Source organism: Mycobacterium sp. NGS49 (assembly GCF_059812565.1).
Genome location: NZ_JCALCX010000008.1, coordinates 161,557 through 176,142 on the forward strand (window position 1 = coordinate 161,557; position 14,586 = coordinate 176,142).

A 14,586-nucleotide genomic window follows, 5' to 3' on the forward strand; every position below is an offset into this window, starting at 1 on the left:
TCAAATAACATCGACATTTAGATACTACCGTCATCTAATTGCGGTGTGCCCCGTTTGAGCCGCGCAGAGCAGGTTGACCGCAACCGCGCGGCGGTGTTGTCCGCGGCGCACCGGGTGTTCGTTGCCCGCGGCTATGCCGGCGCCACCCTGGAGGCGATTGCCGACGAAGCCGGCTTTTCGCGTGGTGTCGTTTACTCGCAGTTCGGCAGCAAGGCGGATATGTTCTTCGCGCTGCTCGAGCGCCGGATCACCGAGCGCGCAGCCGAGAACGAACGAATCGCGAAAGAGTTCACCGGCTCCGACGGATTCCGGCGGTTGATGCGCGCCGCCCAAGAGGACGCCGCTGCGGAGCCGGGATGGGCTCATGTACTGGTGGAATTCCGTGCCCTCGCCATGCGCGACGCCGAACTCAATCGGCGATACGCCGAGTCGCATGCCCGCACCATCGACGGCATCGCCGCAGCACTCGAGCGTCTCTACGAACCAGCCGGTCTGCAGCCGACCGTGCCGTTCCGTTCGCTCGCGGAGTTCTTCCAGGCGGGAGCCGCCGGCGTCGCTCTGGAACGCGCCGCCAACCCCGATGCGCTGCCAGAGGAGGACATCGCGGCGCTGCTGGTCCGAGCCCTGGGATTGCCCGAGCAGGACCGCCGGCAGTCATGACGACCTCGGCATGGCGCCACTTCCGCGACGATGTCGTCGACGGGCTGAATGCGGGCATGTTCGAACAGTTCGGCCGACGGACCCAGAACGCGCAGCGGATACACCAGACCCAGCGTCTGGGTCTGCATGCCTTGTTGTCCCTTGCGATCGAGCAGTCACCGTTCCACCGCAGCCGCCTCGCCCACATTGACCTCACGGATCTCGACCCGCGCGACCTCTCCCGGCTGCCCGTGATGACCAAAGCCGAGATGATGGAATCGCTCGACGACGTGTACACCGACCACCGCCTGCATCGCCGCGACGTCGAGTCGGCGATAGCTGCGACCCGCGACCGGCCCATGAGACCCTGCTGCCAGAAATGCGTTCTGCCGTGCGAAAAGCATTCGGAGTTAGCGTCTTTGACGGCTTCGGCTCCACCGAGGGGCTATTCGGGAAGACGGGTCCCGACGACGACGTTTTCGCGTTCAACACCGACATGTGCATCGTCGAACTCGTGGACGCCGACAACAGACCGGTCCTACCCGGTGTCCCGTCCGACAAGGTGCTCGTGACCAATCTGTACAACGTCGTCCAGCCCCTGATCCGCTATGAGCTCACCGACTCGTTCGTTCGCCAGCCAGATGCCGTCGAACACGGGTATCTGCGAGCTCGCGTGCGGGGTCGCAGTGACGACTCGCTGCACTACCCGGAGGCGACTATTCACCCGATCTCGATCCGCTCGGTCATGGTGGGGACACCGGAGCTGATCGACTACCAGGTATATCAAACTGCGTGCGGCATCGATGTTTTCGTGGTTAGCACCGATGATCTCGACCTCGGCGCACTGTCCGGCAGGCTGCACCGCGCACCGAGCGATGCGGGCCTGAGCCGGCCCGTCGTCACGATCCGCTCTGTCGATCGCCTCGAGCGGCATCCGGTCAGCAGCAAGCAGCGCCGCTTCATTCCCGTCCCGACCGCATAAAGTCGGGGCATCAGTCCGCAATCCGTTCACACTCGACCTCGCGTCTGGGCGGATCGGCCAGTCCGTCACCTGGTGATCACGGCGTCGGTTCGCGTGGACCGGCAGAGTAGATGCGCGCATCCCAGCCGGCCAGATCGAGGAACCCTGGTGCGGAGCGCGTGGACGTGCCCAGGGCATCGGGCAGGTTGCCGAGTAGAAGACCGGCCGAAATCCATTCGGGACCAACCGCTTTCCCTATCTTTAAGGTCCGGGGCTCACGTCCGCAGTTGGCGATGACGAGGAGTTTCGTGTCCGGGGTGGTTCTGGTGTATGCCCAGATCTGCGGGTCGTCGGCCATCAGCGGCGTGAAGTCGCCGTCCACTAGGACGGGCAATTCGTGGCGGAGGCGGATGAGAGCTTGGTAATGCGCGAAGACACTATCTTCTGCCTTGGTCTGGGCTGCGGCGTTCAGCCAGGTGTGGTTGGGGTTGACCGGCAGCCATGGTTCACCGGTGGTGAATCCCGCGTTCGGTCCCGCGTCCCATTGCATTGGTGTGCGGGCGTTGTCGCGGCTGATCTTGGCCAGACCGTCCAGCGCCGCGCCTTCGTCGGTGCCGAGTGCGAGGACGTTGTGGTAGTAGTTGACGGCCTCAATGTCCTTGTGGTCCTGCGGAATCCGGAATGGGTAGTTCGTCATTCCGAGTTCTTCGCCCTGATAAACGTAAGGGGTGCCGCGCATGCCGTGCAGGATCGTTGCGAGCGCCTTCGCCGACGCGGCCCAGTATTCGGGGTCGTCGTCGCCGAACCGGGATACGACGCGCGGCTGGTCGTGGTTGTTCCAGTACAGGCTGTTCCAACCAGTTTCGGCCAACGCGGCCTGCCACCGATGGAGCGATTTCTTCAGTGCCAGCAGGTCGAGACCGAGGTGGTCGAACTTGTTCGTCGGGCTCTGATCGACGGACATGTGCTCGAACTGGAAGACCATGTTCACTTCACCCCGGGCCGGATCGGTGTAGAGGCGGGCCTGTTCGGGTGTCACCGCCGGCATCTCGCCGACCGTCATGAACTCGCCGTCACGGCCGGCGAAGACTTCGCGGGTCAGCTCGGCGAGGTAGTCATGCACGTGCGGCCCGTCGGCGAAGCCTTCGAAGGCGATGACAAACGGCTGGCCGGGGGCCGCGACTGCGTCGGGCAGCCCCTCGGCCTTGGAGATGAAATTGACGACATCCATCCGGAATCCGTCGACACCGCGCGCGAGCCACCAAATCATGATGTCCTGCACAGCTTTTCGTACCTGCGTATTGTCCCAGTTCAGGTCGGGTTGCTTGCGGTCGAACAGGTGCAGGTAGTACTGGCGGGTGGCCTGTTCCCACTCCCACGCCGAGCCGGAGAAGAACGAGCCCCAATTGTTCGGCTCGGCGCCCTCACAGGCGTCGCGCCAGATGTACCAATCTCGCTTCGGGTTGTCGCGCGACGAACGTGACTCGACGAACCACGGGTGCTCATCCGAAGTGTGGTTGACCACCAGGTCCATCACCAGCTTCATCCCGAGTTCGTGCACCTTCGCCAGGAGCGTGTCGAACTCAGCCAGGCTGCCGAACAACGGATCGATGTCGCGATAGTCACTGATGTCGTAGCCGTTGTCGGCCTGTGGCGAACGGTAGATCGGTGACAACCAGATCGCGTCGACCCCGAGCTCTCGCAGATAGTCGAGGCGCCCGATGATGCCACCCAGATCGCCGAATCCGTCGCCGTTCGAGTCGGCGAAGCTGCGCGGATAGATCTGGTAGACGACCGCAGACTTCCACCAGGCAGTGTCGCGTTGGCCGCCGGTATTCACGTCTGATCACCGATGACGGCGCGGTACACCTGGACGTATTTGTCGATCATGGTTGCGACCGTGAACCGTTCGGCGGCGCGCTCGGCGATCTTGCGCCGGTCCAACAGGCCGGCCGCAGCGACCGAGGCCACCGCCGAATCGGTGCCGTTGACCAGATAGCCGGTGACCCCGTGCTCGATCAATTCGCCCATCGATCCTCTCGAGTTGGCGATGACCGGCGTGCCACACGCCATCGCCTCGACGACGCTGTACCCGAACGGCTCGTCGAAGTCGATCAGGTGAAGCAGGGCATGTGCACCTCCGAGTACCTCGGCGCGCCCAGCGGCGTCGACCGCGCCGAGGTACCGCACCCGCTCGCCGTCGACGTGCGGCGCGACCTCGTCGCGGAAGTACTCCTCATCCTGGATGATCCCGGCGATGTCGAGACGGCGACCGCATCGGCGGGCCACCTCGATCGCGTGGGCGGTGCCCTTGTCGGGGTGGATCCGTCCGAAGAACAGCAGGTGCTCGCCAGGACTCGGATGGATCGCGAACCCGTCGAAATCGATGCCGTGGTGGATGGTGGCGGCGTAGTGCAGATTCGGGTGGCGATCGGTGTCGCTTATCGACACATATGCGCCTGCGCTGTCGTAGCGCTCGTAGACGGGAATGATCCTTGTCGATGAGAAACCGTGGATCGTGGTGACCACCGGCGTCCTAACCAGGTCGCTGTAGGTGAGCGGCAGGAAGTCGAACCCGTTGTGGATGATGTCGAACTCGCCGGCGCGCTCGAACACCGACGCGATGTGCAGGCACTCGGCGACCTTCGGGTCGATGGTCGCATCCTCAGACCAGCCGCACGGCGCAGTTGCGTGCAAGCTGGCCGTGGTGATCGAGTCGGCCGTTGCGAACAGCGTGACCTGATGGCCGGCCGCCACCAGCCCCTCGGTGAGCAACGAGGCGAACTGCTCCCAGGGCCCGTAGTGGCGAGGTGGTGTCCGCCACGCAATGGGCGCCAGCACGGCGATTCGGATCGGACCGGCGAACTTGCCGGGCGTGGGGATTTCGATGTGTTCACGCTACTCGGGCCGCGAACTACGCGAGTTGGCGAATGCCTGTCAGGCTGGTCCTTGAGATGACCGCCGCTATTCCTGCCCTGCTGCCCGATCCGGACGACCTGTCCATTCTGCGCGCGACGGGTGCCAACCCCGACAAGCTGTTCGCCTCCTTCGCCGCCTGGGCGGCGGCGAGCGGGACCGAGCTGTACCCAGCGCAGGAGGAGTCGCTGATCGAACTGGTCAGCGGCGCGAACGTCATCCTCGCGACGCCGACCGGGTCGGGCAAGTCGCTGGTCGCCACCGGCGCGCTATACGCCGCGCTGGCAGCGGGCCGACGCAGCTACTACACCGCGCCGATCAAGGCACTGGTGAGCGAGAAGTTCTTCGCCCTCTGCGGGGTATTCGGCGCAGCCAACGTCGGCATGCTCACCGGTGACGCCTCGGTCAATGCCGGGGCACCGATCATCGCCTGCACCGCCGAGGTTTTGGCCAACATTGCGCTGCGTGAGGGCGCCCAGGCAGATATCGGCTTGGTCGTCATGGACGAATTCCACTTCTACGGCGACCCGGACCGCGGCTGGGCCTGGCAGGTGCCGCTGCTGGAGCTGTCGAACGCCCAGTTCCTGCTGATGTCGGCAACGCTCGGCGACGTCACGACTATTCGCGAGGACCTCGCTCTTCGCACCGGGCGGCCGACGGCGCTGGTCGCCAACGCCGAGCGTCCTGTCCCGCTGCATTACTACTACTCGACAACGCCGATGCACGAGACGATCGGCGAGTTGCTCGACACGAAGCAGGCGCCGATCTACGTCGTCCACTTCACCCAGGCTTCAGCGCTGGAGCGGGCACAGGCGCTGATGAGCGTCAACGTCAGCACCAAGAAGCGAAAGGTAGCAATCGCCGAAACCATTGGCCAGTTTCGCTTTTCGTCGGCGTTCGGAGCAACACTGTCGCGACTCGTCCGGCATGGCATCGGTGTGCACCACGCCGGAATGCTGCCCAAGTACCGCCGCCTGGTGGAACAGTTGGCCCAGGCCGGCCTGCTGAAGGTGATCTGCGGAACCGACACGCTCGGCGTCGGCATCAATGTGCCAATCCGCACCGTCGTCTTCACCGCCCTGTCGAAGTACGACGGCACTGGCACCCGACTGCTCAACGCCCGTGAATTTCACCAGATCGCCGGGCGGGCCGGCCGCGCCGGCTACGACACCGCAGGCACCGTCGTCGTACAGGCACCCGACCATGAGGTGGAGAACCTCAAGCAATTCGCCAAAGTCGCCGATGACAAGAAGAAACGCCGGAAGCTGGTGCGCCGCAAGGTACCCGAGGGCATGGTGCCGTGGAGCGAATCCACCATGACTCGTCTGGTCGAGGCCACCCCGGAGCCGTTGACGGCCAACATGCGGGTGTCGACGGCGATGATCCTCGACGTCGTCGACCGTCCCGGCGACCCGTTCGTCGCGATGCGCCGCCTGCTCACCGAGACCCATGAGCCACGCAAGCGCCAACTCCAACACATCCGCGAGGCGGTCGGCATCGCCCGCTCGCTGCTGCAGGCCGGTGTCTTGGAAAGGGTGGGCACGGGTCGCGACCAAGCCGACGGCCGCCGCTACCGGCTGACGTTGGATCTGCCACCCGACTTCGCCCTTTACCAGCCGCTGTCGACATTCGCGCTCGCCGCAGTCGATGTACTCGACCCAGCATCCGAAACCTATGCACTGGAAGTTGTTTCGGTCATCGAGGCAACTTTGGAGGACCCTCGTCAGATCCTTGCCGCGCAACTGAACAAGGCCAGAGGCGAAGCTGTCGCTGCGATGAAAGCCGAGGGCATCGAGTACGACCAGCGCATCGAGCTGCTCGACGACGTCAGCTATCCCAGGCCGCTCGAAGAGCTGCTCGGCGTCACCTTCGAGGTCTACCTACAGAGCAACCCCTGGGCCGCCGATGCCCGACTGTCGCCGAAGTCCGTGGTGCGCGAGATGTGGGAGCGGGCGTTCACCTTCCGCGAGTTCGTCAGCGTCTACGGGCTGAACCGTTCCGAGGGGGCGGTGCTGCGCTACCTCTCCGACGCCTTCAAAGCGCTGCGGTCCGGAGTCCCCGCTGCCGCGCGCACCGAGGAGGTGACCGACATCGTCGAATGGCTCGGCGAGCTGGTGCGCCAGGTTGATTCGAGCCTGCTCGACGAGTGGGAGCAGCTCACCAGCCCGGACCAGCCGCTGGATGCACACGTACCGGTATCGGCTCGGCCGCGACCGCTGACCGGCAACGAACGGGCATTCACCGCGATGGTTCGCAACGCGCTGTTCCGGCGGGTGGAGCTGTTCGCCCGGCGCCGCTCAGCTGACCTCGCAGCACTCGACGCCGGCTCCGGGTGGACGGCCGAGCGCTGGACCGAGGTCATCGACGCGTACTTCGACGAACACGACGATGTCGGCACCGGCGCCGACGCGCGCGGCCCGGCGTTGTTGATCGTCGACCGGCAACCCGACGTGTGGCGGGTGCGACAGATCCTCGACGACCCGGCCGGCGACCACGACTGGGGCTTTGACGTAGAGGTGGACCTCGAAGCCTCCGACGAGGAGGGTGTCGCGGTCATCCGCCTGGTCGACGCCGGCCGCCAGGATTGACCCAAGAGGCTATGGCGATCCCGCCGGCCTCGAACAAAGGAGATCACCATTGGTCAGCTTAGCCAACGGCGGGCGCGGGACTACCGCAATGCGCTCCGCGAATAACGCTTCGCGCGCCGAGAAGACCGACGAAATAGTAAGCTCGTTGCGGCCCCAACCGGGCAACACAACCGAGGTAATGGGATGGGCAAATGCAGCTCGGCGCATTATTCGCAACTATGGTCATGTTCGCTGGGGCCGGCGTCGGGTTGGCACCAAACGCCAGTGCCGAAACGGAACCGGCACCGCCGCTGCCCGCGGGTATGTATGCGGGCACCATCTTGAGCGCCAGCAAAGCAAGTTTTCACCCGTACCTTCAGATCCGGCATGACTGCGGGCCGGGGTGCTACACACTCGATGATTTGAGCGACGAGCAAGTCGGAGGGCAGTACCGCTACAACGCAGTGAGCAATCGGTGGGAAAACGGCCCCAAGGATTACGACGCGCCTTGCGCCGGCGGAGCGCAGGCCGGGCGGGAGATCTACTACACCACCGACGGCATACACATTGGGTTGGACGTCAACTTCACCAGGGATGTTTGCGGCCAGACCGCGGCGCAGGCGAATGCAATCGCTGCCGCAGATCAGTGGTCTGAAATTGTGGCCCCGGCGTAGGGCTTCAACTTTTGCAGTAAGCCGCTAATCCCATAATCACTGCGGCAGAGATGGATTCGTGATGAGCACCGATGATGTCGACGCCGGCGCACTGCCCGGCCTGCTGTCCGCCGATTCCCCTAGATAAGCCACGATCGCATTGGTCAATGCGCGGCGCGCCTCGTCCAGGTCGGCGTAACTGCCCAGCTGACGTTCCGACACCAGACCGCGCATCGCGCCGGGGATCAGCGTGGCGATCTCCCGGACGCGCTGCGGATCGACCAGCAGGTCGGCGAATGCCTTCTGACAGGTCGCATGCCAACCCTGCCCCCACGACCGCAATTCCGCGGCGGTGCGCGGGTAAAGCCGATCCAGCTCGTCTGGTTCACGGGGCAACGCCGCGCGAAGGTTCTCGATTGCGCGCGAATCGGGTGCGGTCAAACCGTCGTACAGGGTGTCGATGATCTCTGCCACCCGAGCCTGCAACGGCGCGCCCGTATCGGGATTGGCGAATACATGGGCCCGCCGCTGGGCCGTGTGGTGCAGCACCGCCGCCCAGAACCCGTCGGCGTCGCCGAACTGGTACTGCACGGTGCCCCAGGTGACCCCGATCTGTTTGGCGATCCGATTCGCCGAGACCGCTCCGGGATCGCCCGAGGCCAGAGCGGTCACCGCCGCGTGCAGCATGGCCTCCCGCGTGGCCAGCCCGCGCTTGTTCGCTCTGCGATTCGCGCTGTCCGCCACTGCCATTCCGGCATCGTAACGCGCGAAACATAGTTTCGTTGACTCATCTATGACTTTTTCATAGAGTTCTTGATGATCGCATCGAGAGGACCACGTGCATGGCGAAGCCACCTTTGTCGATGAAACCCACTGGCTGGTTCCAGGTCGCGTGGTCCGACGAGATCGACATCGGCGATGTCCACACGATGAAGTACTTCGACCAGGAAATGGTCGCCTGGCGCGCCGATTCGGGTCAGCTCACCGTGATGAACGCGTACTGCGAACACCTCGGCGCTCACCTGGGCTACGGCGGGAAGGTCGTCGGCGAAGCGTTGCAGTGCCCGTTCCACGGCTGGCAATGGAGCCCGGAGGGTCGCAACGTACGCATCCCCTATCAGGACCGGCCCAACCGGGGACGACGAATCCGCACCTACCCGGTGGTGGAGCGCAACGAATCGGTCTACATCTGGCACGACATCGAAGGTCGCGCACCGTTTTTCGACGCACCGGACGTCTTCGCGAGCTTCGGCGACGCCACCAGTCCGGACAACTACTACCCGCAGCAGCGACTGTTCCGGCAGGGCCTGGAGCTACATCCGCAGTACGTGCTGGAGAACGGTGTCGACTTCGCCCACTTCAAGTACGTCCACAACACGCCGATCGTGCCGATCTTCACCCGGCACGACTTCGACGAACCGGTGTCCTACGTCGACTTCACCATCACCTTCGAAGGCGACGACCAACAGAGCATCGACAACGTTCGCAGCGGCGTCGAGGCCGTCAACGGCGGGCTGGGCGTGGCCGTCACCAGGAGTTGGGGCATGGTCGACAACCGCACCATCTCGGCAATCACACCGGTCGACGAGCGCACCTCCGATGTCAGGTTCATGGTCTACATCGGGCGCGTGCCGGGTCGCGACGATGAACGGGCTCACGCCAAGGCCCGCACGTTCGGCGAAGAGGTGATTCGGCAGTTCACCCAGGACGTGCACATCTGGGCACACCAGCGCTACTCCGACCCACCGGCACTCGCGAACGCCGAGTACGAAGGGTTCACCGCGATCCGCAACTGGGCCAAGCAGTTCTATCCCGACGCAAAGGGCGGCACCGCCGAACTCGCCGCGAGCAGCTCCGGAAAGGCACCAAAATGACGTCCCCGATCAGAGTCTTCCAGGTCGCCACCGGCAACGTCGGCTCGGAGATGATCAAGCGCATCGCCACCCACCCCGACCTGGAACTGATTGGGGTGCATTGTTATTCAGCGGATAAGGTCGGCCGCGACGTCGGGGAACTGGTCGGACTGGCGCCCAACGGTGTCACGGCGACCGGCAGCGTCGAAGAGATCATCGCCGCGCGGCCCGATGTGCTGACCTTCCACGGCGTGTTCCCCGACGAGGACCTCTATGTGAAAGTCCTTGAGGCCGGGATCAATATCGTCACCACTGCGGACTGGATCACCGGCTGGCACCGCGACCGCAACCACCCGCACCACTCCGGCAAACCGGTCACCCAGCTACTGGCCGAGGCGTGCGAGAAGGGCGGCTCGACGTTCTACGGGACGGGCATGAACCCGGGCGTCAACCAGATCCTCGGTGTGGTGTGTTCGGCCGACGTCGCCGAGATCGAGAATGTCACCACCATCGAGTCGGTCGATGTCTCCTGCCATCACTCCAAGGACACCTGGATCGAAGTGGGTTACGGCTTACCCGTGGACGATCCGTCCATCCCGGGCAAATTGGAGAAGTACACGCGCGTCTTCGCCGACAGCGTTCTGATGATGGCCGACTGCTTCGACCTGCAACTCGACGAGGTGAAGTTCGACTACGAATTGGGATCCTGCACAAAGGATGTCGACCTGGGCTGGTACACGCTGCCCAAAGGCTCATTGGGCGGCAACTACATCAAGTACCAGGGCATGGTGGACGGGGTGCCGCGGGTCGAGACGCACCTGGAGTGGCAGATGACCCCCCACACCGACCCGAGCTGGGACATCAAGGGCTGCTACATCACTCAGATCAAGGGCGACCCGTGCATCTACAACAAGCACATGATCTTCCCCAAGCCCGGCGTCGATATGTCCAACCCCGACAACTTCGCGTCCATCGGCATGACGGTCACCGGGTTGCCGGCACTCAATTCGATCAAGTCGGTGGTCGCCGCTCCCCCAGGGCTGATCACCAGCGCGGATCTGCCCCTGCGCGCGTTCGCGGGCCGGTTCAACATCTGAATGCTCCGCGTCATCGCCTGGGCACCGGCGCCGTCGGCCGCGGAATTGCTCACCGCGATCCTCGACCACGGCCACGGCCACGGCCACGACATGCGCATCGCGGGTGATCCCAACGGCGGCCTCGCGACCGGACAGGCCAGCTCACGATAGCTGCCAGCCCATCGAGTTGATGAATGGCATTGCGCGGCGTGATGTGCGTGTCGGGAAATGACAAAAGTATGTCGGGAACTGCCAAGACCCGCAGCGGCACCGTCGACGATCCTGTTTCTGCGGGACCCTTCATCCGGAGTCTGCACGCCGCGAAAAATAGTCGTTCGCCTTACGGAGAAAGCTGAGTACACCATGTTCTCGATCGCCATAGTCCTCTTCATCATAATGTTCCCACTTCTCATCCCAGCGGCCGTGAGCTCAGTCGGCGCGATCACCGACGCTCGCCGGCGGAGGCGCGAACGGATCACCAACCGGCTGGGTTACGTGTCGGATCTATTGGTGGGCAGTTGATCTCGCGCCAACCAACTCAAGGAGCCTGCGCCGCAGGCATGCTCGCGATGTCAAACCCCCGGCGCTATCCGAGCCCCGCATCGATTAGCAGACGTGACAACCCGAGTTCGGCACACTGTGCGGCTACCGGCCCCAGAGCGTCGCGGGCGTCATCTTTTCGGCCGACGGCGGCGAGCGTTTCGGCGTTGAGCAGTTTCGCCTGCAGCGCCGCCAGCGGTCTACGCTCGCCGTCGATCGCGGCGACCAGACCTTTAGCCCGTCGGCATGCTTGTTCGTGGTCGTCCGCAGACTCGCTTGCGTATAAGAGGCGGATCGCGGAGTCTTCGTCGAGTTCGGCTGTCATCGTGGCGATTCCGTTGTCGGGATCGATAGTGCGGGGTGACCGCAAAGCGGTCGCAACATCCTGAGGTAGTTCGATGCCCAGCCGGATGCGCTCATTGTTGATCCGCGCGGCAAGGCGAGGCAATCGCAGGTGGACTGCTGCCTTCGCACCGGCGGAAAGACGACCGGCCGCGGAGCCGTGATCGCCCTGCGCCGCCTTGATCCGCGCACCGATCACAAACCTGGCCGCCAGGTAATCCACTGCGCCACCGTCGGACCCGAGCAGATAGCTCTCGTCCACCAGACGCGTGGCCTCGGCCAAGTCGCCAGTCTCGTAGAGCAATTCGCCAAGCAACGAACCCGCGAGCCGGGCCGCGTGCGATTGCTGCCCAACGCTGGCGGCAATCTCTGCGGCCTCGCGGAAGTACTCCAGGGCCGCGGGGATGTCGAGCCGATACCTCGCGGCCATGCCGCGATAGCAGCGCCCGTATACGGTGGCGAACGGTCCCATCGTCTCCTGATAAGGCGTAGCCCAGTCAAGCAGCCGGTCGGCGGCTTCGAAGTCGAAGCGGCAGATCGCCGCGAACGCCGCGACGTTCGCGGCAGACCCAGGCACCCGCGGAGGCAAGGTGTCGGGTCGCGACATTGCCTCGGCGACCAGATCGTCCACGCGCTCGACCCGATCGGCCAAGCCTTCGGCGACGGCCCGCAAAACGTCTGCCTCAGCACGCAGGTCCGCACGCACCGCGTCAGAGAGCTCCGCTCGGCCCACGGCCGCTTCGAAGCGGTCAAGTGCGCCGTCGGTACGCGCCGAACGCTGCAAAAGAATATTCGCCCAGGCGATTACGAGTTGGAGCAGGGGCCGGGGCGCCACCAGGTGCTGCGGTAGTTTGCTCACGACCGCCAGCAGCGTCGTCATCTTCGATTGCTCCAGCAGGTTCGTCTCATCCTGCTCGACAAGGTCGACAGCTAGCGCGTGATCGCCTGCGGCCAATGCATGGTCGACGGCCTCGTTGAGATGGCCGTTCTCGGCGAACCAGGCAGAGGCGGTGCGGTGGAGTTCTCCGATGCGGTCGGGCCGGTCACGTTCGTGGCGACGGCGGAGAAATTCGGCGAACATCTGATGGAAGCGGAACCAATTTGGGTCGTCGTCCACGCGCTGCAGGAACAAGCCGCGCTGCTCGACATCTTCCAACATGGCTTGCCCGTTGGTCACCCCCGCCAGTGCGGCGGCCAGTCCGCCACAGGTCCGCTCGGAAATCGATGTCACCAAAAGGAAGTCACGCAAATCGGGGTCGAGGGTATCCAGCACGTTCTCGCCCAGGAACTCGCGAATCACGTCGCTGGCCCCGGACAGTTGGCGTAGGAGACTGGTCGCATCGCCGCCGCCACGCAGCGACAATCCGGCCAGCTGCAGGGCCGCGGCCCACCCGTCGGTCGATGTGGTCAACGCCGCCACGTCACCAGGTGAGAGCTGCAGGCCACCAATATCTTTCAGCAACGACGCCGCCTCGCTCGTGTCGAAACGTAGAGCGTCGGAATCGATCTCGACCAGTTCGTCGCGGATTCTCAGCTTGCCCAGAGGTAATCCGGCGCGCGACCAGCTGGTGACGATGACCTGCAGGTGGTGACATCCATTGTCCAACAGAAATCCCAAGGCGGCGCCAGTTTGACTGTCGGTCACCCGATGCCAGTCGTCGATCACTACCGCGATCGGATCGTCCTTGTCGTGGATTTCGTCGATGAGCGACGTCAAGACGTACCGGCAGGCGTCATCGCCGTGTTCTTCAAGCACCTGTCCCAACGACCCGGCGAGAGCGGGACGGACCCGGCGGATCGACTCGAGTAGATGCGCCAGGAACCACACCTCGTTGTTGTCGTCGTCGTCTACCGTCAGCCAGGCAACCGCGACGCCGTCGCTCGAGAGCTCCTCACGCCATTGCGCCGCCAGCGCGCTCTTGCCGAACCCCAAGGGGGCGTGGATGAGGATCAGCCGCCGCCGTCCGCCGGCGCGAAGGACGTCGGTGAGCCGGCCGCGGGCGACCAGTGACCTGTTGGGGACCGGGGGCCGGTACTTGGTCGCGGGTGTCGGAGGCGTCGGGAGCGTGGTCGTGCCGCCAGTATCGCGCTGAACCCCATGTGCCACGCGCGAGCTTCGGCGCTCCACCCCCAGCTCGACGGGACGGGGCATCTCGTCGACGGCGACGCCGTTGCGGCGCTGCACCGCACGCAGCTCGTCGCCCAACTCTGCCGCGGTTGCCGGACGATCCGCCGGATCCTGAGCCATCGCGCGTTCGATCACCGCCGCAACGTCGGCGGGCAGCCCCTGGGCCCGCAGATCTGGAATGGGTTGCGAAGTCACCCGCACGAACTGAGCGAAAACCTGCTCGCCGCTGCGGCGCTCGAACGCGGCATGACCGGTCAGCGCACAAAACAGCGTCGCGCCAAGCGAATACACGTCCGAGGCCGGCGTCGGCGATCTGCCCCCGAGCACTTCAGGCGCCGTGTACGCCGGCGAACCGGCTATCACCCCCGTCGCAGTCTCGAAACCTCCGGCGATTCTGGCGATTCCGAAGTCGGTCAACTGCGGTTCGCCGTAATCGGTCAGCAGCACGTTCGCGGGTTTCACATCACGATGCAGCGTGCCCGCGCGATGCGCCGCTTCCAATGCACCCGCGAGCTTCACGCCGATGGTGAGCGTCTCGCGCCAGTCGAGGGGTCCATGCCGGCGGATCAGCACCTCCAGCGAATTCTTTGCGTGGTAAGGCATCACGATGAAGGGCCGGCCACTCGCCAACACGCCCACCTGCAACACGTTCATGATGTGGGGATGTCCGGACAGGCGGCCCATCGCGCGCTGTTCACGGAGAAAGCGGGCAAGATTGTCGGGGTCGAGGTCGGCGATCGATACCTTGACGGCAACGCTGCGGTCCAGCATCGGCTGATCGCAGCGGTAGACGACACCGAATCCGCCGCGCCCGATCTCCTCCACCTTGTCGAATCCCGCTTGACGCAGTTCCGCGGGAAAGTCCGGGACCAGGTCCCTGCGGGTCGCTAGCGGATCGACATCGTTCATCG

Annotated in this window: 12 protein-coding genes; 7 read left to right on the forward strand and 5 right to left on the reverse strand. The window is 64.5% G+C overall.

Annotated elements, in window-relative coordinates; all coding sequences use genetic code 11:
- The first annotated feature begins 45 nt into the window (after positions 1 to 45).
- On the forward strand, positions 46 to 660 hold the full coding sequence (locus tag AC5Y7D_RS10700; protein WP_499923741.1) for a TetR/AcrR family transcriptional regulator: 615 nt from the start codon (positions 46 to 48) through the stop codon (positions 658 to 660).
- Positions 661 to 815: 155 nt separating this feature from the next.
- On the opposite strand, the gene AC5Y7D_RS10705 is transcribed toward AC5Y7D_RS10700, so the two are convergent.
- Positions 816 to 1,043, reverse strand: a complete 228-nt coding sequence (locus tag AC5Y7D_RS10705; protein ID WP_499923744.1) for a hypothetical protein — start codon at positions 1,041 to 1,043, stop codon at positions 816 to 818.
- Positions 1,044 to 1,135: 92 nt separating this feature from the next.
- On the opposite strand from AC5Y7D_RS10705, the gene AC5Y7D_RS10710 reads away from it, so the two are divergent.
- On the forward strand, positions 1,136 to 1,621 hold the full coding sequence (locus AC5Y7D_RS10710; protein ID WP_499923746.1) for a phenylacetate--CoA ligase family protein: 486 nt from the start codon (positions 1,136 to 1,138) through the stop codon (positions 1,619 to 1,621).
- 76 nt (positions 1,622 to 1,697) lie between these two features.
- Here the strand turns inward: AC5Y7D_RS10710 and AC5Y7D_RS10715 are convergent, their stop codons facing one another.
- Positions 1,698 to 3,440 carry a glycoside hydrolase family 13 protein gene (locus tag AC5Y7D_RS10715; RefSeq protein WP_499923749.1) on the reverse strand — a complete coding sequence of 581 codons (1,743 nt, stop codon included), beginning with the start codon at positions 3,438 to 3,440 and terminating at the stop codon, positions 1,698 to 1,700.
- Positions 3,437 to 4,441 carry a glycosyltransferase family 4 protein gene (locus AC5Y7D_RS10720; RefSeq protein ID WP_499923751.1) on the reverse strand — a complete coding sequence of 335 codons (1,005 nt, stop codon included), beginning with the start codon at positions 4,439 to 4,441 and terminating at the stop codon, positions 3,437 to 3,439. The genes AC5Y7D_RS10715 and AC5Y7D_RS10720 overlap by 4 nt, the downstream gene beginning before the upstream one ends.
- Before the next feature lie 113 nt (positions 4,442 to 4,554).
- Between AC5Y7D_RS10720 and AC5Y7D_RS10725 the strand changes: the two genes are divergently transcribed.
- Together AC5Y7D_RS10725 and AC5Y7D_RS10730 are read left to right on the forward strand one after the other, a co-directional pair.
- Positions 4,555 to 7,104, forward strand: a complete 2,550-nt coding sequence (locus AC5Y7D_RS10725; protein ID WP_499923753.1) for a DEAD/DEAH box helicase — start codon at positions 4,555 to 4,557, stop codon at positions 7,102 to 7,104.
- A 191-nt stretch (positions 7,105 to 7,295) separates the two neighbouring features.
- Positions 7,296 to 7,757: a hypothetical protein gene (locus AC5Y7D_RS10730; RefSeq protein WP_499923755.1), complete on the forward strand. Its 462-nt coding sequence runs from the start codon at positions 7,296 to 7,298 to the stop codon at positions 7,755 to 7,757.
- A 36-nt stretch (positions 7,758 to 7,793) separates the two neighbouring features.
- On the opposite strand, the gene AC5Y7D_RS10735 is transcribed toward AC5Y7D_RS10730, so the two are convergent.
- Positions 7,794 to 8,486 carry a TetR/AcrR family transcriptional regulator gene (locus AC5Y7D_RS10735; protein ID WP_499923756.1) on the reverse strand — a complete coding sequence of 231 codons (693 nt, stop codon included), beginning with the start codon at positions 8,484 to 8,486 and terminating at the stop codon, positions 7,794 to 7,796.
- A gap of 92 nt (positions 8,487 to 8,578) precedes the next feature.
- Here AC5Y7D_RS10735 and AC5Y7D_RS10740 point away from each other — a divergent pair, with 92 nt between their 5' ends.
- Genes AC5Y7D_RS10740 through AC5Y7D_RS10750 form a run of 3 tightly spaced genes read left to right on the forward strand, consistent with a single transcriptional unit; the run spans position 8,579 to position 10,836 of the window.
- Positions 8,579 to 9,610, forward strand: a complete 1,032-nt coding sequence (locus tag AC5Y7D_RS10740; protein WP_499923757.1) for a Rieske 2Fe-2S domain-containing protein — start codon at positions 8,579 to 8,581, stop codon at positions 9,608 to 9,610.
- Positions 9,607 to 10,686, forward strand: a complete 1,080-nt coding sequence (locus AC5Y7D_RS10745) for an NAD(P)H-dependent amine dehydrogenase family protein (protein ID WP_499923758.1) — start codon at positions 9,607 to 9,609, stop codon at positions 10,684 to 10,686. Before AC5Y7D_RS10740 ends, AC5Y7D_RS10745 begins: the two co-directional genes overlap by 4 nt.
- The gene (locus AC5Y7D_RS10750; RefSeq protein WP_499923761.1) at positions 10,687 to 10,836 is read left to right on the forward strand and encodes a hypothetical protein; all 150 of its coding nucleotides are present in this window, start codon (positions 10,687 to 10,689) and stop codon (positions 10,834 to 10,836) included.
- 415 nt (positions 10,837 to 11,251) lie between these two features.
- Here AC5Y7D_RS10750 and AC5Y7D_RS10755 read toward each other — a convergent pair whose 3' ends face one another.
- On the reverse strand, positions 11,252 to 14,584 hold the full coding sequence (locus AC5Y7D_RS10755; protein WP_499923764.1) for a protein kinase domain-containing protein: 3,333 nt from the start codon (positions 14,582 to 14,584) through the stop codon (positions 11,252 to 11,254).
- Between the last annotated feature and the right edge of the window lie 2 nt (positions 14,585 to 14,586).

What these genes read in the sequence shown, in the direction of transcription:
- AC5Y7D_RS10750 (WP_499923761.1), top strand. Translation starts at nt 10,687, where the DNA reads ATGCTCCGCGTCATCGCCTGGGCACCGGCGCCGTCGGCCGCGGAATTG.
- AC5Y7D_RS10705 (WP_499923744.1), bottom strand. Translation starts at nt 1,043, where the DNA reads ATGCTTTTCGCACGGCAGAACGCATTTCTGGCAGCAGGGTCTCATGGG.
- AC5Y7D_RS10730 (WP_499923755.1), top strand. Translation starts at nt 7,296, where the DNA reads ATGCAGCTCGGCGCATTATTCGCAACTATGGTCATGTTCGCTGGGGCC.
- AC5Y7D_RS10755 (WP_499923764.1), bottom strand. Translation starts at nt 14,584, where the DNA reads ATGAACGATGTCGATCCGCTAGCGACCCGCAGGGACCTGGTCCCGGAC.
- AC5Y7D_RS10735 (WP_499923756.1), bottom strand. Translation starts at nt 8,486, where the DNA reads ATGGCAGTGGCGGACAGCGCGAATCGCAGAGCGAACAAGCGCGGGCTG.
- AC5Y7D_RS10740 (WP_499923757.1), top strand. Translation starts at nt 8,579, where the DNA reads ATGGCGAAGCCACCTTTGTCGATGAAACCCACTGGCTGGTTCCAGGTC.
- AC5Y7D_RS10725 (WP_499923753.1), top strand. Translation starts at nt 4,555, where the DNA reads ATGACCGCCGCTATTCCTGCCCTGCTGCCCGATCCGGACGACCTGTCC.
- AC5Y7D_RS10745 (WP_499923758.1), top strand. Translation starts at nt 9,607, where the DNA reads ATGACGTCCCCGATCAGAGTCTTCCAGGTCGCCACCGGCAACGTCGGC.
- AC5Y7D_RS10710 (WP_499923746.1), top strand. Translation starts at nt 1,136, where the DNA reads ATGTGCATCGTCGAACTCGTGGACGCCGACAACAGACCGGTCCTACCC.